Source organism: Paenibacillus marchantiophytorum (assembly GCF_014640555.1).
GTDB classification, from domain to species: domain Bacteria; phylum Bacillota; class Bacilli; order Paenibacillales; family NBRC-103111; genus Paenibacillus_E; species Paenibacillus_E marchantiophytorum.
In genome coordinates, this window is sequence record NZ_BMHE01000038.1 from 12,812 (window position 1) to 38,092 (window position 25,281).

The 25,281-nt window shown below is 46.6% G+C and carries 18 protein-coding genes and 2 pseudogenes; 5 read left to right on the top strand and 15 right to left on the bottom strand.

The window, feature by feature from the left end; all coding sequences use genetic code 11:
* Window positions 1-1,764: 1,764 nt before the first annotated feature.
* From IEY34_RS26380 to IEY34_RS26405, 6 genes are all read right to left on the bottom strand, one after another.
* Entirely contained in the window at window positions 1,765-2,769 is a 1,005-nt protein-coding gene (locus IEY34_RS26380) for an asparaginase (RefSeq protein WP_189017368.1), read from the bottom strand.
* A 25-nt stretch (window positions 2,770-2,794) separates the two neighbouring features.
* Window positions 2,795-3,667 (bottom strand): sugar phosphate isomerase/epimerase family protein, encoded by an 873-nt coding sequence (locus tag IEY34_RS26385; RefSeq protein WP_189017371.1) that lies wholly within the window; start codon window positions 3,665-3,667, stop codon window positions 2,795-2,797.
* Entirely contained in the window at window positions 3,651-4,955 is a 1,305-nt protein-coding gene (locus tag IEY34_RS26390) for an alpha-L-fucosidase (RefSeq protein WP_189017373.1), read from the bottom strand. The genes IEY34_RS26385 and IEY34_RS26390 overlap by 17 nt, the downstream gene beginning before the upstream one ends.
* 38 nt (window positions 4,956-4,993) lie before the next feature.
* Entirely contained in the window at window positions 4,994-6,712 is a 1,719-nt protein-coding gene (locus IEY34_RS26395; RefSeq protein ID WP_189017377.1) for an ABC transporter substrate-binding protein, read from the bottom strand.
* A gap of 98 nt (window positions 6,713-6,810) precedes the next feature.
* On the bottom strand, window positions 6,811-7,746 hold the full coding sequence (locus IEY34_RS26400) for a carbohydrate ABC transporter permease (RefSeq protein WP_189017380.1): 936 nt from the start codon (window positions 7,744-7,746) through the stop codon (window positions 6,811-6,813).
* Between the two features lie 11 nt (window positions 7,747-7,757).
* A complete protein-coding gene (locus tag IEY34_RS26405) occupies window positions 7,758-8,663 on the bottom strand; it encodes an ABC transporter permease (RefSeq protein ID WP_189017383.1) in 906 nt (301 codons plus the stop codon).
* 139 nt (window positions 8,664-8,802) lie between these two features.
* Between IEY34_RS26405 and IEY34_RS26410 the strand changes: the two genes are divergently transcribed.
* From IEY34_RS26410 to IEY34_RS26420, 3 genes are all read left to right on the top strand, one after another.
* A complete protein-coding gene (locus IEY34_RS26410; RefSeq protein WP_189017385.1) occupies window positions 8,803-10,581 on the top strand; it encodes a sensor histidine kinase in 1,779 nt (592 codons plus the stop codon).
* Window positions 10,578-12,095 (top strand): response regulator, encoded by a 1,518-nt coding sequence (locus tag IEY34_RS26415; RefSeq protein ID WP_189017388.1) that lies wholly within the window; start codon window positions 10,578-10,580, stop codon window positions 12,093-12,095. The genes IEY34_RS26410 and IEY34_RS26415 overlap by 4 nt, the downstream gene beginning before the upstream one ends.
* Window positions 12,096-12,414: 319 nt before the next feature.
* Window positions 12,415-13,617, top strand: a complete 1,203-nt coding sequence (locus IEY34_RS26420) for an MFS transporter (protein WP_189017391.1) — start codon at window positions 12,415-12,417, stop codon at window positions 13,615-13,617.
* A 79-nt stretch (window positions 13,618-13,696) separates the two neighbouring features.
* Here the strand turns inward: IEY34_RS26420 and IEY34_RS26425 are convergent, their stop codons facing one another.
* The 5 genes and pseudogenes from IEY34_RS26425 to IEY34_RS26445 all read right to left on the bottom strand — a co-directional run bounded on the left by IEY34_RS26425 (window position 13,697) and on the right by IEY34_RS26445 (window position 19,881).
* Window positions 13,697-15,394, bottom strand: coding sequence for a S41 family peptidase (locus IEY34_RS26425; protein ID WP_189017394.1), 1,698 nt, complete (start codon window positions 15,392-15,394; stop codon window positions 13,697-13,699).
* Window positions 15,395-16,102: 708 nt separating this feature from the next.
* Window positions 16,103-16,246: pseudogene (locus tag IEY34_RS36960) on the bottom strand (transposase zinc-binding domain-containing protein); the annotation flags it as partial.
* A gap of 100 nt (window positions 16,247-16,346) precedes the next feature.
* A complete protein-coding gene (locus tag IEY34_RS26435; RefSeq protein ID WP_189017397.1) occupies window positions 16,347-17,705 on the bottom strand; it encodes a HAMP domain-containing sensor histidine kinase in 1,359 nt (452 codons plus the stop codon).
* Window positions 17,702-18,382 (bottom strand): response regulator transcription factor, encoded by a 681-nt coding sequence (locus tag IEY34_RS26440; protein WP_189017400.1) that lies wholly within the window; start codon window positions 18,380-18,382, stop codon window positions 17,702-17,704. Before IEY34_RS26440 ends, IEY34_RS26435 begins: the two co-directional genes overlap by 4 nt.
* A gap of 92 nt (window positions 18,383-18,474) precedes the next feature.
* On the bottom strand, window positions 18,475-19,881 hold the full coding sequence (locus tag IEY34_RS26445; RefSeq protein WP_373291344.1) for an MATE family efflux transporter: 1,407 nt from the start codon (window positions 19,879-19,881) through the stop codon (window positions 18,475-18,477).
* A 321-nt stretch (window positions 19,882-20,202) separates the two neighbouring features.
* On the opposite strand from IEY34_RS26445, the gene IEY34_RS26450 reads away from it, so the two are divergent.
* Window positions 20,203-20,823: a DUF4183 domain-containing protein gene (locus tag IEY34_RS26450; protein WP_189017407.1), complete on the top strand. Its 621-nt coding sequence runs from the start codon at window positions 20,203-20,205 to the stop codon at window positions 20,821-20,823.
* A gap of 87 nt (window positions 20,824-20,910) precedes the next feature.
* Complete coding sequence (locus IEY34_RS26455) at window positions 20,911-21,195, top strand: DUF4183 domain-containing protein (protein WP_189017409.1); 285 nt, start codon at window positions 20,911-20,913, stop codon at window positions 21,193-21,195.
* A 198-nt stretch (window positions 21,196-21,393) separates the two neighbouring features.
* Here the strand turns inward: IEY34_RS26455 and IEY34_RS26460 are convergent.
* The 4 genes and pseudogenes from IEY34_RS26460 to IEY34_RS26475 all read right to left on the bottom strand — a co-directional run.
* Window positions 21,394-21,675: pseudogene (locus tag IEY34_RS26460) on the bottom strand (type 1 glutamine amidotransferase family protein); the annotation flags it as partial.
* 414 nt (window positions 21,676-22,089) lie between these two features.
* Window positions 22,090-23,466: a sulfatase family protein gene (locus IEY34_RS26465; RefSeq protein WP_189017414.1), complete on the bottom strand. Its 1,377-nt coding sequence runs from the start codon at window positions 23,464-23,466 to the stop codon at window positions 22,090-22,092.
* A gap of 78 nt (window positions 23,467-23,544) precedes the next feature.
* On the bottom strand, window positions 23,545-24,372 hold the full coding sequence (locus IEY34_RS26470) for a carbohydrate ABC transporter permease (RefSeq protein ID WP_229757851.1): 828 nt from the start codon (window positions 24,370-24,372) through the stop codon (window positions 23,545-23,547).
* Window positions 24,369-25,268, bottom strand: a complete 900-nt coding sequence (locus IEY34_RS26475; protein ID WP_229757852.1) for a carbohydrate ABC transporter permease — start codon at window positions 25,266-25,268, stop codon at window positions 24,369-24,371. Before IEY34_RS26475 ends, IEY34_RS26470 begins: the two co-directional genes overlap by 4 nt.
* Window positions 25,269-25,281: the final 13 nt, after the last annotated feature.

The window sequence follows — 25,281 nt, forward strand, 5'->3', positions numbered from 1 at the left end:
CAAAATCTAACGAATCCCAGATGCTCTATGTCAAGTAAACGACCACCTTTCCGCCTAAAATCTGCTCCATAACGCCAATCCAGTTCATTAATTCGCCAAAGTAGCCATTTTCTCGTAGATATGCATCGTACAGTTCGTTAGATTCCTGGAAGACCGAAAACTTCCGTAGCAAAGAAATTTGTGGTGGACGCCTCTAAGAAAAACCTATTCTGCGGTAGTTGCCTCTATGAAGACCTATTCTGCGATAGATGCCTCTATGAAGACCTATTCTGCGGTAGATGCCAATGAGAAACACTTTACCAGCGGCTATCGGTTACCAAGTCAATGTACCTTGGGGCAGGGCCCCTAACGAACTCAACACCCTTTATTCGGCCAAAATCGCTCCTTCTGAAAATCTAATGAATCCCAGATGCTCTATGTCAAGCAAACGACCACCTTTCCGCCTACAATCTGCTCGATAACACCAATCCAGTTCATTAATTCGCCAAAGCAGCCATTTTCTCGTCGATAAGCATCGTATAGTTCGTTAGATGCCTGGAAGACCGAAAACTTCCTTAGCAAAGAAATTTACGGTGGACGCCTCTCAGAAAAACCTATTCTGCGGTAGTTGCCTCTATGAAGACCTATTCTGCGATATTTGCCTCTATGAAAGACCTATTCTGCGGTAGATGTCAATGAGAAACACTTTACCAGCGGCTAGGTCGGTTACCAAGTCAATGTACCTTGGGGCAGGGCCCCTAACGAACTCAACACCCTTTATTCGGCCAAAATCGCTCCTTCTGAAAATCTAATGAATCCCAGATGCTCTATGTCAAGTAAACGACCACCTTTCCACCTAAAATCTGCTCGATAACGCCAATCCAGTTCATTAATTCGCCAAAGTAGCCATTTTCTCGTCGATAAGCATCGTTCAGTTCGTTAGATGCCTGGAAGAACAGCAAACTTCCGTAGTAAAGAAATCTGCTGTGGATGCCTCTAAGAAAAACCTATTCTGCGGTAGTTGCCTCTATGAAAGACCTATTCTGCGATAGATGCCAATGAGAACACTTTACCAGCGGCTAGGTCGGTTACCAAGTCAATGTACCTTGGGGCAGGGCCACCTAACGAACTCAACACCCTTTATTCGGCCAAAATTGCTCCTTCTGAAAATCTAATGAATCCCAGATGCTCTATGTCAAGCAAACGACCACCTTTCCGCCTACAATCTGCTCGATAACGCCAATCCAGTTCATTAATTCGCCAAAGTAGCCATTTTCTCGTCGATAAGCATCTTACAGTTCGTTAGATCTCTGGGATATCGAAAGCTGCCGTAGTAAAGAAATCTGCGGCGGAAACCCACAAAAAAAGGCTGGCTCAAAAGGTTACGAACCTAGAGAGCAGCCTCTATTTTGTTTCGAGTGGGAGTGAAATCTAGCAGGAATTTCTCCTGCTATTTTGGCTTTACTAACTCAAAACGGTCATCTAACTGGAAAGCGTCCCGCTAATTTAGGGGAAAATCGCTATATCGTGAGAAAGCACCAGAAATAACAGTAGATTTTCCATATAAACCCTTTGTTTCCATGCTGAATAACCAAATTAATGGTATATTTTCCATGTCGTGCAATATTGAAAGCAAGAGGCTGCCCTTCAGTCATTATATTGACTTTGGGGACAGCCTCTTCAGCGCCTCCAAGCATTCGGGCATTCGCGCTTCCACGCCTCCAGCCTTCCCAGCTTCGGCCTTCCGAGCTCCCTAGCCACCCGGCCCTCAACGCCTTCCAGTATTCAGGCAAGTTGAAATCCAACACGATGCCGACCAACGATATCTCCCAGGCTGTTGCGGATTTCATGCGGGCACAACGCGAGCAAGCGCGCGATGGTAGCCTCATCCTGATAGCCAATTTGGGAGAGAATGGCCGCCACAACATACGCCCACTTGTCTTCGCTGCCATCAGCAACCTTCAGAGCAAAGGACAGACCCTCGCGCTTGAGCGCAAAGCAGTATATGCCTTTGGCGCCTCCTTTGGCGACAATATTCGCGTCCTTGAGCAGCGCCGGACAGATGAGTTCTGTTCCCGACACCCACTCTGGACAGCTGTTCATGGCACTCGTCAACTCCCGCACAGCCGCAGAAGTAGCGGCATCCTCGATGAGTTCCGGACGCGCGAGCTTCAGAAACGCCAGCGCCGCATGGTACAAAGGCAGCGCATAGACCGGTAGGCCGCAGCCGTCAACTCCATGCTGCAAGCGCTCCTCGGAGAGGCCCGCCATTTGGCCTATGACTGCGCGCACCTCCTGCTGCAGCGGATGGTCATGCTTTTCATAGCCTTGAAGCGCGTACCCTTCTGCAAGACATACCGCAAGATGGCCCAAATGCTTCCCCGAACAGTTATGATACAGCTTCCTCTCCAGCTGCCCCTCATGAAGCAGTCGATAATGGCTTGGCGCATGCAGGGGATAGGAAGCTCCGCAAACCAAGTGTCCCTCAGCCAATCCAAACTTATCCAGAACGGATTCCAAAGCGTTCACATGGAACGACTGACCGCGATGGGAAGCTGTCAGAACCGCTTGTTCTTCCACAGTTAAACCAAATTTCTTATGAAGCTGTCTGCGAAAAAAGGGGATCGCTTGGAACGGCTTCGCCGCTGATCGTAGATAGGTTACATGATAGGGGTCCCCGACCTGATATCGGATGCCACCCAGCACATCGATTCCGACCACATGCCCCCAATATTCGCATTCCACCATATGTCCACGCCGTTCTTCCACTAGCAAAGCCGCATGAGTCATTAGCTGCTGCTTACCTCCTTATGCCTCAAGCTTCCTGCCATAGCCGCCTTACATTGTCCATCGCGATGATGGAGGCTGCCCTGCATTCCTCCATGCCTTCAAATTCCACCGTGACATAACCATCATATCCCGAATCCTTAATCAATTTGATAATTCGGCGCATATCGATATCTCCTTGACCGACGATCGCGCCTCTTAGATAGTTGCCATTGGCCGTCTTGAACCAGACTCCTTCTCCGGGATGTTCATGGTAGGGTCTGAAATAAAAATCTTTCATATGGATGAGTGACGCATAAGGCAAATTCTTGCGCACCCCGATAAGAGGATGTTCATCGACACACATGAAATTGCCAATATCGAGTGTTGTTTTGAAATTGGGGCGATTGACTTCGGTCAGAACACGCTGCACGCGATCGCTGGCTTGTACGCTGAAGCCGTGATTTTCGATGGTCGTCGTAATCCCGTATTGGGCCGCATAATCGGCGATGATGCGGCTTCCTCTTACCATCTTGTGCAAGTTCGCTTCGAACCATTGAATCGTCATCATCTCCGGCGGCAATGTAAAGGCTGTCACATCATGCCGCATATGGGTCATGCCGAGTTCATTTACCAAATCAACATGCTGCTTGACGCGCTCAAGCTCAGCTTCGAAAGCCTCTTGCGTTTCTTGGACGAAGTTGGCAGGCATCGAATAATTGGATAATTCGATGCCTGCTTCCTTGGCCTTCGCGCGGACTGCAGCCGCTAGTTCGGGTTGATCTATCAGCGTAAAACCATAGGGAACGATTTCCATATGTTCGCCACCATGGTCGGCAATCCACTCAATCGCGTCAAGCACAGTCATTTCTCCTGTTTTTAATACGCCCAACAAGCTGTATGTGCTAAGACCTACTTTCAACGTTGATCACCTCAGTCACTAATTCAAGCGCGATTACCGTATCCATATCGTCCGGCAGTTCGGCTCCGATCAAATGAATGAATGCCCCGCTATCGATATCCGAATACTGTTCCGCCATCCATGGCATCGATATTTTCAGCTCAGATCCGTCTGCAAGCAGTCTTGCCTTCTTAATTCTCCCCTTAAGTCCTTGGAAATAGATGGGGCCGATACCGCGATCAAGGACATGGGCATACAGCATATTTCCTTTCTGCGTATACCGCCCCCATTCCGGTTTAGGAAGATCCGCTGCTCCGCAGCCATAGATGCTTTCGCCATTGCGCCTCATCCATTCACCAACAGCCGTCAATATCTCTAGAGACTGAGATGGAATTTCCCCTCGTGCATCCGGCCCGACATTGAGCAGCAAATTGCCGTTCTTGCTAATGCATTCAACCAAAGCCCGCACGACCTGCTTAGGTGACTTGTAAGCATGATCCATCGCATGGTAACCCCAATTGTCATTGAGCGTAATACAGGCTTCCCAGGGAACATTCAGCCCGTTCTCGTCTACAATGCCGCCGGGCGGCAGAATTTGCTCAGGGGAATAGAAGTCCCCGGCATATACCTCTGGCTCGGCCGCTTTGATATGACCGCCAAGCCGATTATCAATAATAATATTGGGTTGCAGGGAGCGAATCAGGTTGACTAGTTCCGTTGCCCGCCACTTTTCACCCGTCATATCATCGTAAGAGAAGTCAAACCACATGACATCAATTTCCCCATAATTGGTAAGCAGCTCTTTCACTTGCGCATGCAGATAGTCCACATAGCGTTCGAACTGAATGGGACGGTTCTGATATGCTTCATTGTCTCTCATTGGATGAATGCGGTCCCCGTAAGCAGGATAATCGTCATGATGCCAATCGATCAAAGAATAGTAGAAGCCGACCTTCAACCCTTCATCGCGAAAAGCCTCGACATATTCCTTGATTAAATCCCGCTGTGCGGGTGAATTCGAAGCCTTGTAGTCCGTAAACTCGCTTTCAAAGAGGCAGAAGCCGTCATGATGCTTCGTCGTCAGCACAGCGTATTGCTGTCCTGCCGCCTTCGCCGCTTTGGCCCATGCCCGCGGGTCGTAACGGTCCGGGTTGAACTCGCGGAAGTACGGTTCGTATGCCTCATTGCTCAGTTTCTCGAAGCTTCGGACCCACTCCCCCCTCGCGGGGATTGCATACAATCCCCAGTGAATAAACATGCCGAATCGTGCTTCCCGAAACCATTCGGTTCGTTCCCAACGCTTGTTCATATGTCTCCTCCTTTGTTCCTATGCAATCCTTACCGCAATCACTTCTTATACACTTTATCGTAGGCATCCTGATAAATTTTGATAAATTGATCCATACCGGAATCTTTAAGACCTTTTAAATAAGCGTCCCAATCTTTGTCGAAGCTCTTTGCCCCCATGATGAACTGCAGCATGGATTGTTTGACGTAATCCGTAATAATCGGCTTTAATTGCTTCACTTGATTGGCCTGGTCGTTCGTCAAGAAGATATCTGTCGGGAACTCTTCTTTCGGTTGATGTCCTTCGTACAATTCCTTGGTAGCTTTGTACAGACGCGTTTCCAAGCCATCCATGCTGTAGAGATCCTGACTGGCTGCGTACCCTGTTTCGCGATATTCAGCAGATCGGAAGTTCGGTCCCATTTGATTCCAATGGTCGTTCTGCACCTGACCTACCCCATAAGACGTTTCCTTCACTTTGAACCTAGCCGCCGTCCCGCGTGTATTCTTATCGGTTGCATCGGCCTTCACCCAGTTGCGGCCTTCTTCTCCGAAGTTCGACAACGTCGTGCCCTCATCCGAATACAGATAATCGGCTAGACGAATGGCGGCTTCTGGATTTTTATTTTTATTCGTCACGGCAAATACGGAGTTCCCGACACCGATGTAGTGCGGCGTGAACGATGCTCCGTCCGGTCCTGTAAGCGGCGCAATCGGATCATAGTCTTTGTGCCGCGTTGCTGTTGGCGAGGCATCCGTGAATTCGCCGAACCAGCCTGCCGGAATCGCGCCGGCAATCGCAATATCAGGGCTATTCCCTTTTTGCGTAAGCGCATCCGATTTTTGCGTAAAAGCTTCCTTGTCAATCAAGCCTTCCGCATACAGTTTGTTCAAAAATTGCAGACCTTTTTTGAAGCCTGGCTGATCGACCGACGTTGCCAGCTTGCCGCCGCTCATCATGAAATAATTGTTATCCGCATTATAGTAGACGAACGCGTTCATGACGAACGTTTCAATATCCGTATGCCAACCTGTCGGTGAACCCGTCAAGGCAATTTCATCTGCCTTGCCATTGCCATTCGGATCTTTCTCCTTAAATGCTTTGAGCATGTTGTAGAAATCGTCAGTCGTCTTAGGTGCAGTAAGACCGAGCTTTTGCAGCCATTTCGTGTTCACCCACATTTTGGCAGAAAATTGGCAGTGGTAGCACTCATTCAAGGAAGGAATCGCGTATATATTGCCATCTGGCGCAGTGATTGCCTTCTCCAAGTACGAAATGTCTTTGAATGCTTTCTTAATGTTCGGTGCGTATTGATCGATCAGCTTATTCAGCGGAAGCAGAACCCCTTGTTGACCGTAGAGCAGCTGCTCCTCTTTCGTTAGATTCCCTTGCATGAAAATATCGGGATAGTCGCCACTAGCGAGCAGCAGTTGCTTCTTCTCATTCAATGCCGCTGTTTCGCCCGGCACAAGCTGCCAGTTCAAATGAATATTCGTCTTGCCTTCCAAATACTTGGTAAACCAATTCGTATTCAAATCGGCAATATTAGCGGATTGCGGCGCGAAAGCAGTCATCGTAATTTTATTGGCGACAATCGGAAAGCCGGTTGCATTAAGGTCTTTCCCCCCGCCTGAGCTTCCTGCCCCACTTGGGCTAGTGCCAGGGCTGGTGCTGCCCTTGGGATCATCGCTATTGGATGTGCAGCCAATTACAAGCAAAGTAATGAATAAAATCAGGACCGCCGATAACCATGTTTTTCTGGTTCCTTTACTTACCATACTCAAACCCTCCTTGTTTTTCATAGCTATTCAATTCCGTCTGGACAAGCCTGGTCTGTACACTGCCGCGCATCCCTCCTTTCGATGTGTAACCGGATTCAACCTTTCAGAGAACCAATCAGCAGCCCTTTCACAAAATGCTTTTGCACAAATGGATACAGCATTAGAACGGGAGCGCTCGCCACAACAATCAGCGAATATTTAAGCAGTTCTTTTAACCCTTGTCGATCCGCAAGCTCCTTGACATCCTTAATCATCGTAGGATCGATGGAGTTCAGGATCAGAATGTTACGTAGAATAAGCTGCAGCGGATACAAATTAGCCGATTTCAAGAAAATTAACGCATCAAAGTAGGAATTCCAATAGCCGATGGCATACATGAGCACCAGAACAGCAATGATCGGCTTGGAAAGCGGGATCACGATTCGCAGTAGAAATTTGAAATCACTGCATCCATCCAAATGTGCGGCCTCCGTTAGTTCCGAAGGAATCGACGTCTGGAAAAATGTCCTCGCGAGAATGACTTGCCAGACGGAAATTGCCCCTGGAATAATCATCGCCCATCTCGTGTCGAGCAAGCCCATGCCTTTCACGGTCAAATAATAGGGAATTAATCCCCCGTTGAACAGCATCGTAAAAATGAACAGCGCGGTGATGACATTGCGTCCATAAAAGTTTTTGCGTGAAAGCGGGTAAGCTGCTGTTATCGTCAAGGCTACGCTAAGCAGCGTTCCGAAGAAGAGATAGAACAGTGAGTTGCCGTAACCCGTCAAAATTTGCGGATTCTGAAACACCGCTTTGTAACCGCGAAGCGTTGGCTCCACGGGCAGCAACCACACCTTGCCTGAGATGACGGCTGATGACGAGCTGAAAGAAGAACTGACAATATAAATGAGCGGATAAGCAACAATGATCAAACAAATGAGCAAGAACAAGTAGACAAAGAACAAATACAGTCTGTCCACACTATTTTCAAGAATACGAGTTGAGGTTTTTCGCGCCTCTATCGTCAATGTCTGTTCGGAATGAACCATCTGTTTACCTCCTACCACAAGCTCGTCTCTGAATTTTTCCTAGCCACATAGTTGACCACAATGAGCAGCAGCAAATTAACGATAGAATTAAAGAGTCCGACTGCTGCAGAGAAACTGAAGTTCGCTCCAACCAAGCCCATCTTGTAGACATAAGTGGAGATAACCTCGGAGGTCCCAACGTTAATGGCATTTTGCATCAAATAGACCTTCTCGAAGCCAACATTCATAATTTGTCCTGCATTCAGAATGAGCAAGATAACAGCCGTCGGCATTAGGCTTGGCAAATCGATATGAATCATCCGTTGAAACCGGGAAGCGCCATCTACTTTGGCCGCCTCATACATATGGGGGTCAACCCCTGCCAGAGCGGCAATGTAAATGACCGAGGCATATCCCGTAAACTGCCAAACATCGGAGAGTACATACACCGTTTTGAAGTACGCCGGCTTGGACATTATATTTTCCGCTGGAAATCCGAACTTATCCGCCAAGAGATGAACGAAGCCAAGCTGTGGAGAAAGGAACAGCATAATGATTGAAACCATGATGACCGTTGAAATGAAATAAGGCGCGAATGTGACCAGTTGAACCGTCCTTTTGAAAATCCCGTTTTTCAATTCGTTTAACGCCAGAGCGAGTATGATCGGCGCCGGGAAGCCGATAAGCAGCGAGTAAAGACTAAGCAGCGCTGTGTTCTTGATAACTCTCCAAAAAATAGGCAAATGGAAAAAGTCCACAAAATGCTTGAAGCCGATCCAATCGCTTCCCCATATCCCTTTGGTGACCATATAGTTTTTAAAGGCGATCTGGACGCCAACCATGGGGACATATTTGAATATAATTAAATAAACGAGTGACGGTAAAATAATCAGATAGAGTTGCCAGTTTTTCTTTACCATTTTAAGTGCTATACTCATGATACTCCCCCTCGATGCAATGGCCTATCCGCTATTATTAAGCGCTTACAAGGTCTATGATAAAGGAGTCTGTCACATATTTATAGTGATCATTTTTAAGATGCAGTGTCCGTTTATAAGGTATAAGGTGGTGTGATCGATGAAATCCAAGCTGGCTTTCAGCTATCAAAACTTGTCGATTGTGAAAAAAATGGCCATCGGTTATATCGTCATTATCTTCATTCCGATTATTTCGTTCGGTTTGTTTCTGTATAATCAGAACTACAACAGCTTTCTTGAAGAATACGCCCAAGGCAGACAAAAAATTGTCAATCAAGTGCTTAACAACATCAACGTAAGTACGGTGCAGATCGAGTCCGCTTATCAGCTATTCCAAAATAATTCGAATACGATCGCCTATTTAAGTGGGAACTACCGAACCGATTTTGAACAGGTTTCCAATTTTTTGACCTATATCAGGCCCTTGTTTTCTTATATTTTGTCATCCAATCGCATGATTGAAGGAATGACCATTTATATGGAGCAGCAGAATGGCATGATTTTCCGACCAGAAATGGCTAAGATGGACGAGTTCAAGCTCGACGAGGACATTAAAAAGCTTCCGCTTGGCGTAGGCAAATGGGTTACGTTTAATAATGGGTCCTATCCCGATATCAATCTCCACTATTTCCACAAAATTGGAAACCGCAACTTTGAGCAGGACATCGGCCTTCTCGATATCAAGGTAACCTCGAATCTAATAAAGCCTTTACTGGAATCGCTGAATTTGAACATCAGCAGCAATCTATATGTGCTTGATCAGGATCATCAGATTATTTCTCATATCGAAGAGATTGCCCTGTCGAAGGATTCCGAGAAGGCCATGCTCGCCGATGCGTTCCAAGCAAACGCCAAATACGCGTACCAGACAGTTAATGGGAAAAAACTGCTTATTGAATCGTTCTATACGGAAAGCCTCAAGCTGCAATTTGTGATGATCGAGCAAGTGGACGATGTCTTTATTGGGGTCAAAAAAAATAAGTATGTGCTCGTTTTGATTGTAGCCCCCCTGCTGTTGCTGCTTTCCGGCATCTACTATCTGATCGCCAGCTCCATTACGAAGCGGATTTTGAAGCTTTCCAAGCATATGCGGCAAGTGAACGAGAACTATTTCCCGCTCTATCGCGGGGAAATTAATAAAGACGAAGTCGGACATCTGACTTCGTCTTACAATGCGATGATCAGACGCATGGATGAGCTGGTCAATACCGTACATCGTTCAGAAATGCTGCGCAAGGAATCGGCCTATCTGATGATGCAGGCCCAAATCAAGCCTCATTTCCTGTACAATACGCTCGAATCGATTCGCATGATCGCGGAAACGAACGATGACCCGGAAGCAGCCGAAATGTCCTATACGCTTGGTAAGCTGTTCCGCTACAGCCTGTCGGGAACCAAAAGTGAGACTTCGCTGCGAGAAGAAGTCGAGAATATCAAAGACTATATCAAAATCCAACAAATCAGACTCGCTGACCGACTGCAAGTATCCTATGACATTAACGCAAGGATCGATAACTTTATTTGCCCCCACTATATGCTGCAGCCGATTATTGAAAACAGCATTGTTCACGGAATCGCGAATGTAAGAAAACAAGGCTCGCTTTCGATCCGCATTTGGGAAGATGCAGCGTTCATGTACATTGCCGTTGTTGACTCAGGCGCAGGCATTGAGGAAGAACGATTGCAGCTCATCCAGGCTGTACTAAACGGAACTATGGATGTTCAGCATTTGCAAAAGAGCGGCGGTGGCCTGGGTATTATGAATGTAAACGAACGCGTGAACATGTTTTTTGGCGAACCTTCAGGCATTCAATTGGAGAGTAAGCTTAACGAGGGAACGACATGCATACTCAAGTTAGCTAAGGGGGCAACGCCATGAAATTGATGGTTGTCGATGATGAACCTATCATTCTGAACGGCATCATCCGTATGATCCAGAAAGCGGATACACCGTTTACCGAGATCGTCGGAGCAGCCGACGGCATTGATGCGATACAAAAGCTAGCGCACTTCCAGCCGGATTTGATCCTGACTGATATTCATATGCCGGAATTGGATGGACTAGCGCTAATTAAGCACATACAAGAGATGAATCTCTGCAGCCGGTTCGTTATCTTAACCGGCTATAGCGATTTCGCTTATGCCAGACAAGCGCTGCGCTACCAAGTCATCGACTATTTGTTGAAGCCGATCAACAAGGATGAACTAATCACCATACTCCATAAAATCGGGAGAACGATACAGCAAGAGCAGGCACGAACCATCGAGCACGACCTGCTGCTGCTCAAGGAACATATCCTATACAATACTCCCTACGAGGAGCTGTCGCTGAGGCCAGAGCAGCTGCAGCCTCTGTTCCCCTATCCTTACACAACCATCATCGTAGTTCAGGCATGTGAAAACGAACCTCCTCTTCCGGCCGAACGTCTGGAGGGTATCGCTAACGCTTTGGCATCGATAAGCAGCAAGATTTACAAAACCCAGTCACGTTTCTTGCGGCAAACTATCCTCATTGTCAATGGTGCCCACGTGCTGTCGGACGCAGAACTGCACCGGTTAAGCGGCGCGTTTATCCATACAACAAAGATACAGGGCAGTGGATATTGCATAGGAGCCAGCGGGGGCATGAACGATGGCATCAGCTTACGCAATCTATATATCGAAGCGATGGCATCCCTGTTGTTTCAGCGGTATTTTGGCAGCTGCGGATTAACGGTTTTCAAACAAGAAACTCAGAACCTCTATAGCAGCTACGACAGCCTTGTTCACTATATTGAACATTCCTTGCTGCATCAAACCTCCATCGAGCAGATCGAGAAGGACATGCAGCCCATACTTCTGTATTTCTCTGGCGATATCGATTGCCATAGCAAACTGCGTGAGCAGTTTCTAGTCTGCATAGGGCTCTATTTGCAAAATGTCAATCTAACACCTGAAGCGATCTGGGGTGAGCAAGCCGCAGCCCATCTATTTTCATCCAGCGGCGCGATCCTTGAGGATGTCCGTGTAGCGGAGATTCTTGTGCAGCTAATTCGTTATATGCGACGAAGCGACAACCAGCAGCCGAACGTACATGCCATTGATAAAATCGTCGCTTTCGTGGAACAAAACTACAAGCTCGATTTATCGCTCGATGCCGTGGCCGACCATGTGCAGATGCATCCCAACTACATCAGCATGTTGTTTCGCAAAGAGATGGGACTGACCTTCCTGCACTACTTGCACACCTACCGACTTGCCAAAGCCAAACAGATCATGCAAGAGAACCCGGAATGGCCGATCAATACGATCGCGGAGCTTGTTGGCTACGAGAATCCACGGCATTTCTTCAAAGTGTTTAAAAAATTCGAGAACATTACGCCTGGGCAATTCCGGATCGAAAATTCTTCATAGTGGCATCCCACGCTGATTTGGGAATCGTTTTCATCCGGTATTTCAATTAAACGATCACCTTTCCGCCTAAAATCTGCTCGATAGCGAACACTCCGTAACAAGAGAAAAGACTGCCCGTAAGTAGATTTACTCACGGGCAGTCTTTTTGTGTTTGCTTTAGTAGCGGATTAGATTCCTTATTGTATGGATAATTCCAAGGTGTATATGGGGTAATTTATTATGATTACCAAAATAATAGTTATTCCCGCGTCTATGCATTCCCTCACTAATATGCTAGATTGATTTATACAACATCTCAGAAAGGTATGATATTGACACCATGGCGTTATCTCAACATATCTCCACTGATCAAGGTTCCAAAAAAGCGTTCCCCATCTCTTTGCTTTCTCTAACCGTTGGTTCCTTCGCAATTGGCATGACTGAATTTGTCATCATGGGTCTTCTGCCTAATGTCGCGACGGATTTGCAAGTCAGTATCTCAACTGCCGGACAACTCATAACGATGTATGCTCTTGGGGTAGCCATCGGAGCTCCTATATTGACCGTGCTCACCCACCGAATCCCACAAAAAAAACTATTATGTTTGCTGATGGTTTTATTTATTCTGGGCAACGGAATCTCTGTTTTCGCTCCCAACTATGCGATTATGATGGGCGCCCGCCTAATCACCGCATTGACACATGGGACCTTCTTTGGCGTTGGGGCTGTTATTGCCTCCACCCTGGTCCCCCCGGACAAACGTGCCGGAGCTATATCCATCATGATGGCCGGTTTAACCATTTCCAACATTATTGGCGTTCCGCTAGGGACATTTATCGGCCAGCACATGGGATGGCGAGCCTCATTCGGCGCCATTTCGATTATGGGAATGATCGCATTGGTCGGCATACTTATCTTTATCCCATCCTTGAAGCAAGATAAACCAGCCAGCATCCTTCAGCAGGTTACTTCACTAATCAAGCCCAAGCTCCTGATTTATCTGCTGATCGGGGCACTAGGCAACGCTGGCCTTTTCACTATTTTTACCTATATTACACCACTGCTTACGGAAGTCTCCGGTTTTGCTGAGCATAGCGTAACTTGGATTTTGGTCCTATTCGGCTGTGGTGTAACCATCGGCAATATGGTTGGCGGCAAACTGGCGGACTGGAAGCTGATGCCTTCCGTACTGGGCATTTACTTTGCGACTTGCGTCATCCTAACCCTCTTCACCTTCACGATGTATAGCCCAACTGCTGCCGTAGTGACCATCTTTCTGTGGGGAGCTGCTTCTTTCGCCGTATTCCCAGGTCTGCAACTGCGTGTTATGAGCCTAGCCAAAGCGGCGCCTGCTCTCGCTTCAACCTCCAGCCATTCAGCAGGCAATCTCGGCAACGCCGCTGGTGCTTTCATTGGAGGCTGGGTCATTACTCATTTAGCCATCACCGCCCTCCCCTGGGTCGGCGCCGTGCTCGTAGGTCTGGCTCTTATCTTGGGAATTGCTTGCTATATCTCAGAGCGTAAGCCATCTGTGAAGTACTAGCGAGTCATATAGGAACACGTCATAGAGGCTGCCTGGATAAAGTCGTGGAAACGACTTGACCAGGCAGCCTCGCCTCATATCACTTCATGTTCTCCAAGGCTTGAATCGCATAATTCAGCTCGACATCCTGCCCTAGAACAACCTTTTGTTCGAAAGTTTGCTCATTTAATGGAATACGAATATCCGGAATCGCCCCGCCTTTTCCTTGATCATCACTGTCCCCTTGAATCGCTTTATCTGCATTCAGCGATCGACCGTCCGGGAATTGCAGGACGTACCCCTCCGGCATTTCAACTTGTATGGGATTGGAGACAACCCCAAATGAACCATTGGTAGAGGTAAATCCAACGATTTGCACATTGGGCAAGCCCTTTGCCAGAATCGGCAATCCTTCTCCTGAACTTCCTGTCCGTTGATTGATGATAATGGCTAGCTTGCCGCCATAGTAAGGCTCCGCGGGTTGTATGGTCCGCGTTTCACTGGTATTGATTTCAAATTTCCCGGTCATTCGACTGTAATAACTTACATATTCATATAATTTAGGCTTATTCACCAAATAACCAGCCATCGCAGCAACAAGGTCATCACTCCCGCCTGGATTGTCCCGAACATCAATAATTAAGCCTTTTATTTGCTTTTCCTGAAACCCGTTCAAGATGTCTCCCAACGCTTTATCCGGATGAGCTATGGCTTCACTTGGCAGTAAATATCTGATCTTCACATAACCGTATCCGTTACTTAGAACTTTTCCTTCCACGGGAGCATCCGTTTTAACCAATTTCACATTTGTTTTCTTGAGCGTCTCATAATGGTCATCATAGGCCTTTAAGGTTGCTTTTTTTATTTCATGATCACCCTTGTTTTTATAGGCAACCTCGATGTCTTTGCCAATAGCCATTCTTGTCATAAACCTACCCTGATTATTAAGCTGATCACCCTCCGTAGCCATCGGGTTTTCGCTCCAGTAGGTTGACTGGTAGGCTTCCTGAACATCTCTTCCATCCCAGGACAGGATCTCCGCACCAAGCTGGATACCGCTTTTATCAGCCGGACTGCCTGCCACCAGCAAATTGACGTATACCTTGCCTTGATCCAATTGAATCGTGCTAATGCCCACACTGCCGCCAACTTCTTGTTTGAAAACGGGATTGTCATCGTACAATTTCTCATTCATAATTTTGACATGTCCATCTCGCAGCGAAAAAAGGTACGTTCTTAACGTTTTATAGTATAAATCTTTATTCTTTTCTTGCTCAGCTTTTATAAAAAGGGGCTCATATTTATTTTCCATTTCACGCCAGTCTATCTTTTTCCAATCCCCGAAAGGGTACTCTTTGGACAGCCGCTCGTTTAATTTCACAAAGGCTTGGGAATAACTCATTTCACTGAAATGACTAACCGGATTAAAGCGCACCTCGCCGGCAATCATCCAAACGATGATTAGCGGGATGACACCAGCTAGACATAAGACGGCTCTTATAATTCTGTGCTTGGGTACGGCGATGCGATAGACCGGTTTATAAATTTTCTTAAAAGTGCATAGGAAAAGTATCGCGGTCATGACGTACAGCACTATCGCCAGGAGTGACGTATCACCGCTTAGTACACTTGCAATAGCCACAAGAAGACCCATGCTAGGCAAAAAATCAAACCATCTCATATACCTTTGAATAGGGACAGCATACCAGATTAGAACGATCATATTGATAGCAAGTAATATCAGATCATACATAGTAAACCATTTCAACGATTGAAATACATCTCCTAAATAGCTCATTGGCATCTCCTTCTCTTCAAAGCTTATTATTTTTAGCTTAAAAAAGAAATATGAACAGAGCATGAACACGATGGCTATTTGGGCAGCCTGCTCTCTGAAGCAAAGAAGTCGGGCGCCTTCCATATCATCTTTGACACTAAGAAAAGTGGCTTTGCCACCCTGAGAGATGAGCATCTTCATAACGGTTTTCTGCAATATAGCGGATCCTAGTTCCCTTTGGGCTTTGAAATGACAGAGATCGTCGTGTGAAAAGGAACTATGATCCGCTAAATGGCGGGAACTGGGGTAAACGTAGCATGAAAAGGAACTGAGAACCGCTATTTAAGCGGAACCTGCTGATTCCAACCGGAAAATGGTGCAATAGCGGATCGTAGTTCCCTCTGGCGCGGAATATGGCGGTTTTCGGAATTATAGCGGACTGTAGTTCCCTCTGGATCCCTATCATGACACATTTTCCTACAATCGCGGCTTGACGTTCCCTTATCTCCGCGCTATTGCAAAGCTAGAGGATCTCATTCTGCCAAATAGCTTGTTTATACCTCCAAACCAGCACCAATTCGAACAAATAAGTACGTTCACAGCTACCTTGTTCTCATCGCATCGCATCGAACCCCTCCATCGTGATGGGGCCGCCTACAACCCAAGCCTGGAGACTGGCGTCAATCTCCAACATTTAAATTCTGGGCCAGCTTCACTCACCCCAACCTAAAACCTGCCTCTTAGACCTTCGTCGATGGTCAAGATAACATGCCGATGGTTGACTTGAGATACGTCCTCAGACAAGACACGGCTCCACTCTTCCGTTTCTCCGCATGAACACGTCGTGCAGAAACACCCCCTGCATAAATAAGGGGTAAGCTTCGCTCACCCCAAAACATATAAATTCTTATATTCAAATAAAGGCTGTCTCTCAGGTTTTTCAACCTTCTGAGACAGCCTTGTTCTTATACATCTAGTCAGGCGGAGTGTTGGGCAAATTTAGCGTGAACATCGTGCCTTGCCCGACTGCGCTTTCCACTTCAATACTTCCGTGATGGAGAGCAATAATTTGCTTCACGATCGCGAGGCCGAGACCGCTGCCCATGCTGTTGCGCGAGCTATCCGTTTTGTAAAACCGCACAAAAATATGGGTTAATGCGTCCGGCGTAATACCAATCCCGGAATCCTTAATCACAACCGTATAGGTATGGCTGTGTGCGATGAGCTCGATACCGATCTTTCCGCCGTCAGGCGTGAATTTGATGCTATTCCCAAGCAGATTCATCCAGACTTGATTCAACTGATCGGGATCAGCCGTGATTTTGGAAGCTACTGGAAGCTTCAGATCGATCCGAATGTTTTTGGATGACCACAGCGGCTCGCAGGAGACGACGACCTGTCTGATTTGTTCGTCCAGATTGAACGTTTTTGCCACAAAGGGATGGTGCTTGGATTCGAGGGAAGAAAGCTTGAGTAGATTATCGCTGAGTCTGGACAGTCTATCGCTTTCCCTTAGAATGATATCCAAATATCGTTCCCGATTCTTCGCAGTAACCAGATGATCGAGCTTGAGTGCTTTCGCGAAGCCCGAGATGGAAGTTAACGGCGATTGAATCTCATGGGAGACATTCGAAACGAAATCCTGACGCATCATCTCTAGCTGTTTGAGTTCCCGAGCCGTCTCATTAAAACTCTGGGCGAGAATCCCCAACTCATCTTTACGCTTCATCTTTAATTGCACATCAAAATCGCCCTTGGCCAGTCGCTTGGTTGCTTTCGTCAATGCTTGAAGCGGCTTCACCAGAAATCTGGCTGCAATAAGAATGCATAAGCTTCCTATGACAAGCACTAATAATAGAATCGTTATTAATAACCGGATAATAGCCTTCTCATTTTGGGTTGAAGACAGCAAAAACAAGGCGAAGTTCTTGCCTTCGAAAGAAAACGGAAGCCCGACATAGACCGCCCCTTCTGCTTTCACTTTGGATCGGTAGTGCCCGCCTCCCAGAACTTGGTCGATGGATTCCGTGGCGACAGTAACCACTTGGCCTTGATGATTCTGCCCATAGGCTTTCATTTGGCCTGAGGCAGAATAAAATTGAATCGGGTACATGGTCAATTGGGAAGCTTTCGTCATAAACGCATCCAAGTCTTCAGGTTTTGTTTGTTCATAAAGCCCCACGATGTTCTCGCCTACAGCGATCATATCGTTTTGTCCGATATCATTTAACTCTTTTTGGAATATGGCGACCCCGAGCAGGAAGGCAGAAATCAAGCCGATGACAATAGCAGCAAGAAATGTAAGCACGATACGGACATATAAGCTCTTCATCCCGAGTTAACCACAAGCCTATACCCTAGACCGCGTGCCGTTTCAATGTGAAAATGCTTTTTGTCGGCGGCAAACCTTTCCCTCAGCCTCTTAATATGGACGTCCACGGTCCTGTCATCACCTTCGTAGTCCATCCCCCATATTTGAGTGATCAGCAGCTCTCGTGTGAAAATTTGCCCTGGATGGCTGGCTAGCTTGAACAATAGCTCGAATTCTTTCAGTGGCAGCGCTTGTTCTTCGTCTCCACGCACAACTTTATAAGTGTCAAGGTTCAACAGAATTCCACCCAATTGTATGACCTTTGAGAAGGAAATCCGGGAGCGCTTCAATAGTGCTTTCACTCGCAGCACAAGCTCCACCGGATCGAACGGCTTCGCCAGGTAGTCATCCGTTCCCAACTGAAACCCCTTTACCCTATGCCCTGACTCCCCTTTGGCCGTAACCATTAAGAGCAGGATATGAGGATCTCGACTTCGGATCTCCTTGCACAAATCCCAGCCGTCCATAAGCGGCATCATGATATCAAGAATGACGAGATTGATATCCGTTCTCTCCAGCACCGAGAGTGCCTCCTCTCCGTTCTCCGCCTCGATAACGTCAAACCCATCATTCTGTAGAAAGAAACTCATCAGCTCGCGGATGTTGGCATCATCATCCACAATAAGTATGTTGTTCATTGCATTATGAACTCCTTTTTCCAATATAAACATGTAAACCCATCATACTGCAAGGGTTGATAATTGAACAGAATGGTCATGCTGTTATCCCCTTACTTCTTGCTCGCGGCATCAACCAGACGGTGCTTGTACCATCCCTCTCCGCGATAACGCCATAGGAAAATCGCCCCGCGCACGCCCCATTCCAATTGCATAGCCGCCCACACGCCGAACACTCCATAGCCTAGTGTGATACCAAACACATAGCCGAGAACGACCCGAAACAACCACATAGTCAACATCGCCGTAATCGAGGTGAACCGAGAATCACCCGCAGCTCGCAGCGCTCCAGGCAGCAGAAAACTGATCGACCATAGAGGGATTTGGACGAGCATATTGACCAGCATAATCAGGTACAGATCGTCCATAATTTCCGCTGGCGGGTGGAACAGACCTACGAGAGGCTTGAAAAACGGGAGCAGAAGCAAGCCTGTTAGAACCAGCGAGCCCGACGATAGCCATAGAAACGACCTCGTAAATTTGCGGGCATCCTGTATACTGCCCCTCCCTATGCACTGCCCAACCACTGTGACCAAGGCTGTAGACAAAGCGATCGAGGGGATTTGCAAGAGCATAGCGAAAACCGAACTGATCGCATTCGTCGCAATCGCATACGTGCCTAAGCTAACGATGTAGATTTGGGTTAACATTTTACCACCGTTAAAAAACACCTGCTCCGCGGCGAACGGCAGCCCGATAAACATAATTTTCTTGAACATCGAGAAATTCCAGTCCAGCAAGTCCTTTAGTTGAATTCGCAGGTTGGCATCCAGACGGAGCAAATAGTACAGTGCGCAACCCGCAGCCAAATAGCGGGAAATATTCACAGCCACACTCAAGCCTAGAACCCCCATATCCATGAAATGAACGAATATGAAGTTCAGAAGTACGTATGTAAGGTTCATAATTAAGGACAACCCCAAGGTAACTCGGGTTTTCCCGATTCCCCTAAGTGCCCCGTTGACGGCTTCCTTGAAGGCAATTCCGAGGTAAGATAAACCGCTACCCACCAGATAAGTACCCGCATAGGTGAACACCTCTGGATCCGCCGCACCGAAGAGAACCTTCAGAATCGGATGATAAAATAGGAGTACAAACAGACTCAGGATTAGCCCCAACAAAGTCACGGTAGTTACCGAATTGGCTGCCGCCTTGGAAACCATTTTATCATTCCCGCTGCCCTTATATTGTGCTACCACCACTGTGCCCCCGGTCGCCAAAGCAACGAAAACGTTAACCAGCAAGAGATTGAGCGAATCAACCATACTCACTGCGCTAACTGCCGCCACGCCCGACGAACTGATCATAGCAGTGTTCACCAAACTTAGACCAACAAGGAAGGCTTGATCGATAAGAATTGGGAGAAACAACGATATCACCTGTCGGTAATCAATGGATTCCCCTGTAAAATATTTGTTCAACATTACATGGCCTCGAGCCTTAAAGCGAAGCGGAATCACATTTGGTCACTTCCCATTCGATAGCATCTGACGTCGCCGGATTCTATACCTTTTTGCGAAGATATCATCTTCATGCATTTATCCTACTTTATCATAGAATGTGATGCTGTTGTTGTTAACAAAACTTAAAAAAGCGCTTCTCTCCTCTGTTAAATTCTTAATGACGGAACCGTCACTCTAACACCAACCTATTTTCCCAAAAAATAGGCTATGACCCAACAGGAACAGACGATTAGTCCATCCATAAAATAAACGACTCACGTACACTGAACCATCACGGCTAGGAACAAATTGGAAACTGTTGATAAGGAGGTGTTTCGCTTGTTGTGTCGCAATACCCGCAAAAAAAAACGAAGGGTTCCATTAACAAGAAAGCATGTGTGTAAAAAATCTAATTCCGATGGCAGAAAAGATTGTAAAAAGAAGACAATTACGGTTTGCCCTTTGCCAAGAAAAAAGGGCCGCAAGAAAATGATTGTCATCTGCAAAAAAAATAAACGTGTTGCTTGTCCTTCACCAAAAATTAATGTAACTGCTCCGCAAGGCATACAAGGTCCTCAGGGACTTCTGGGGCTTCAAGGAGTACAAGGACCACTAGGCATACAAGGCCCTCCTGGCCTCCCAGGACCTTCCATCATCCCTGAAATTATCATTGTTCCAAGTGCCCAAAGATACTTTTATACGATTATTTCTGATACGCAATCCCTTGTAACTATTCCAGCTAATGAATTCACTAACGATGAAGGAAGATTCATATCCGCATTTATAGAGGTAGGTCAAAATAGCTATAGCAATCTTTACATCAATGGCATGTTGCAAGAAGGCAGCTTATACAGCTTAAATACAAACGCCTTGACTATTAGCGCCAACAATCAAACTATATTTTCTGGTACGCCGATTATTCTCGAAATTATTCAATTTTTTGCTCAAACATCCTCTTAAAATGTACGATCTAATCACATAGCTGCCCTTCCCTTTATTCTATCTCTGACATCTACTAATAGAGATTCGAAAAAGGAGGTGATATACATGCCAATTACAAAACCTTTTATGGCTGCCAGAAGATTCAATGCTACAGCAGGAGAAGGCACAGGCGTCGGTGTTGCGTATAATATTCTAGCTACAGCCACCACGAATGACGCAGGCACTGCTGCAACAGCATTTCCAACAGCTCCAGCGTATTATAATCTCTACATTAATGCACAATTACAAACAGCCGATACTTCGACCGTTACTACCACAGCAATTACCATTCCTGGTGGTGATACACTTGATCCAGCGACTCCAATTCTAATCGAATTTGTTGTAAACTAATTCTCTTTAGGAACATGATGCCGACAATTCTTGTTGTTTGGAATTGTCGGTATTGTCGTTTTCAGCGCCTGAAAACATACAAATACTTATGATGTGAAATCGTACTTGTCTGCTGCGCTATAAGGAATCAAACAAATCAAAAAAAGCCAAGCCTACATTCAGGCTTAGCTCTTTTGCATGTTTTGGAATTCGTAGTTCGTTCAATTTTGTTATAACCGCTTTGGCTACGCTAAGTGTGGACTGAGGATTTTGACCTGTGATTAAAATGCCGTCAACCTCAAAGTGGTCGCTCCAATCTGGCGCCGCAGCAAAGTTGGAACCTGCTTGACGAAGCTTGGACTCCAGCAGGAATGGCATATAGCGATCCAATCCAGCAGCTTTTTCTTCCGAATCTGTAAAGGCCGTTATGCGTTTGCCTTCCACTAAGAATTTGCCATCAGACAGCTTCGTATTGACTAAACTAGCCGGTCCATGGCAAACCTAGCCGCAATAACGAACTCAACACCCGTTATTTGATCAAAATAGGTCATTTCGAAAAACTAACGAATTCCCGAGGTGTTATTCCAAGCAAATGATCACTATTTCGTCTATAAACTACTCGATAGCGTCAATACAGTTTATTAAATTGCCAAAGTAGCCATTTTTGCGTCAATAAGCATCCTGCAGTTCGTTAGAATGATAGAGAGGTTAGGCGGCGGGGGAGCGCCGGAACGCCGGGGGGGCGGCCAGGTGGGTTCGCTTATCAGAGGGTCGGAAGCTCGGCAGCCCCTAGGCCGGCGGTACTCAACTCTGCCAGCTAACGCTGTTTTTCAGCGTTGCAGCTCCAACTTTCAAGGACTGCTATTCATAAAAAAACCACTTTTTGAGCAAATAGGAGCTGCTAAAGACTCTTATCTATACATATTCCATGGCGTGGTAAGGGCCTCCCTCTTTCATTACGGTCCACAACGGGTCCGTATCCTCTTTCATGGAAAGCATCATGTCATCATGCCATTCATTTAGCAAGTAGATCGCTTTCAGGCAGATCTCGCTTCTTTGTTCAGCAAGATTATACTGTTCGTAAGGATCATTAACCAAATCAAACAACATCTCTTTGGGAAATCCATGATGTCCGTCATGATAGGTACGGATGTACAGCCAGTTCTCAAATCTGACACTTCGCTGGCAAACATGCGCGCACTGGGATACGACCAGATACGGCCTGCCCGTATCTATGCCTTTTGTAATACTATCGGCATAACTTAAACCATCCCAAGACTCCGGCTTAGACGCATCAAGCAAGCTTGCCAGTGTAGGGGCGAGGTCCAGCTGATAGTGAAGCCCATCGTCTACGCTTCCTTGCAAACCACCTGGCCAGCGGATAATCATCGGAATTCGGCAGGTCCCTTGATCGGCTGTACCGTGTTCGGAATAAATGCCGAGTTCCCCCATGTTTTCTCCATGGTCAGCACTCACAATAATCGCCGTATCCTCGAGAACGCCAAGCCTTTCAAGCGTCTGAATCACTTGTCCGATATGCTCATCCATATAACGAATGGCAGCATCATAATTATCGATAATGACTCTCAAATCATTATGTTCCTTAATCATCTCACTGTGTCGCGGATGTCTATAGTAATGCGACTTAGCAAGCTTATTCATATCTTCAATACTGTGCTGCCCTTTTTTGAGCTTGTGCTGCTGGAAGACATCCTCCGTAATCCAAGCCGGCATCGGCTGATCCGCAAAGGGGTTACCGAAGTGATCCGGGGTTCTGTAAGGCGTATGCGGGTCCCAGAAATTCAGATGCAAGAACCAATCATCTGCCTTCGCGTTATCTTCTAACCATTTGAGCGCTACTGGCAAAATTTGTTCAGCAGATTCTCCGCCTCTGCCCCCAACATTCAACACTTCATTAAATCCCGCGTTAAAAGTCCATACGGAATGTCTTTCCGAGAATGTGCTGATCGATGCCGTCTTCATGCCAATCTTGCGCAATACGCCAGGAAGGCTTTCCGTGGCCAATCGGTCGCTGAAACCCCGCTCCATCCCTTCACGCCTCATATCCGCAGCTGTGCCCCCATGTCCAACTACGCCGGTGTGGATCCCGAATCTGCCTGACATTAATGCCGATCTGGATGGCATACATGGCGCGTCGGAGCAGTAATAGTTGTTGAATCGTACGCTCTCTTCTGCGATACGATCAATATTAGGAGATGTCGCACGGTGATAACCATAGCAGCCGAGATGATCAGGACGCAAGGAATCTAAATCCAAATATAGGATTCTCATAGATCATGTAACCTGCCTTTGATGTATTTTATAATTAGTAGTTGTAATTTGCAGCTGTAGTTTGTGCATCACCTGTCGTTAGCCCTTCACAGCCCCGGCAATCCCATCCACAAAGTAGCGCTGCAAGAATAGGAAAATAACAATAATCGGAAGTATCGCGATCGTACCGCCAGCAGCAATCCCCGTCCAATCCACCACATTCTCGCCCCGCAGGGCATATAAGCCAACGGCAAGTGGACGCAGATTAGGCGAACTGAGAGTTAAAATTAGCGGGATCATAAAAGAGTTCCAGGACCAGATGAACTGCATGATCGTCACACTGCCGACGATTGGCTTCGATAACGGCAGCATAATGGTAAAAAAGGTGCGGAAAAATCCACAGCCGTCCATAATGGAGGCTTCCTCCAGCTCCTTGGGAATCTGGCCGAAAAAAGTAGAAAAGAGCAAAATAAAGATGATATGCGCTCCCCCAGCTTCGGCTAAAATAACGCCTAACAAGTTGTTCATAAGTCCCAAATGTTTGATCAAATCATAAATCGGAATAATCGCAAATTCCATCGGTACAAACATACTGGCGACGAGAACCCCCAAGACCAGCTTCTTCCCTTTAAATACATATCTGCCAAGCACATATCCGCATGTTGCCGTAGCCAGAAGTACGATGAGGATGGTACTGACGGAAATAACCACACTATTGATAAAATATCGTTCAAAATTGGCTTCATTCCACGCTCTGACCAAATTCCCCATCTGGAAGCTATTAGGAATCAACCGCAGTCCATTGCTGAAAAATTCGCTCTGCGTCTTGAAGGAAGCGGAAACCATCCATAAGAACGGATAAATCCAAACGATGCAAAAGGCGGTCATGACGACGTGGAACAATGATAATCTGAGGATTTTCATCATTTGGCACGACCTTTCATTCGTTTATTCAGCACGGATTGGATAATCGCGAGCGCACTGATGGTTACTGCAAAGAAGAGTCCGGCAGCAGACGCATACCCAAGTTGCGGAAGTCCCATCTCACTGGAAAAGGCGTATCGATAAATGTAGGTGGACACCACATCCGTTGCGAAAAAAGGGCCTCCGTTGGTCATCGTTTTGATCAAATCGAACACTTTCAGGGAATTAACAACGTTTAGCAGTAAAATGACGGCTCCTATAGGCAGAAGCAAAGGAATGGTTATATGAACGAATAATTTCATTCCTCTTGCGCCATCCACTTCAGCCGCTTCATACAGATCCTTTGGTATCCCCTGAAGTCCGGCAAGCCAATAAATCATATTAATGCCGAGATTTTTCCACACCGAAATGAGGACCACGGTAAACATCGACCATTTGGCATCTCCCAGCCAATTAATCGGTGTGCTAAGCAAACCTATTTTCATTAACGCATCATTGACAGCTCCATCGCTGCCCCATATGAAAACCATAATAATACCGACAATCGATGTCGTTGTAACAACGGGCAGGAAGATTAAGGTCCGGTATAGGCTGGCTCCTTTTAACCGGGGACGATTCAAAACAACAGCTAGTATTAATGGAATGATCAGATTAAGCGGCACGACACCGAACATGAATTTGAAACTATTTTTAAAAGCGTTCCAAAAGTAGGGGTCCTTCGCCACATTCGCGAAGTTATCAAGTCCGACATAGGTCGCATCGGATGTTAACCCCGACCAATCCAACGTGGCATAGTAGAAGCTGGCCGCAATCGGCCAGCCTTGAAACAGAACGAAAAGCAATAACGTTGGAACCAGGAATATCCAACACCACAATTCAATTTTGCACTTGGTTTTCACGATGTGTGAACTC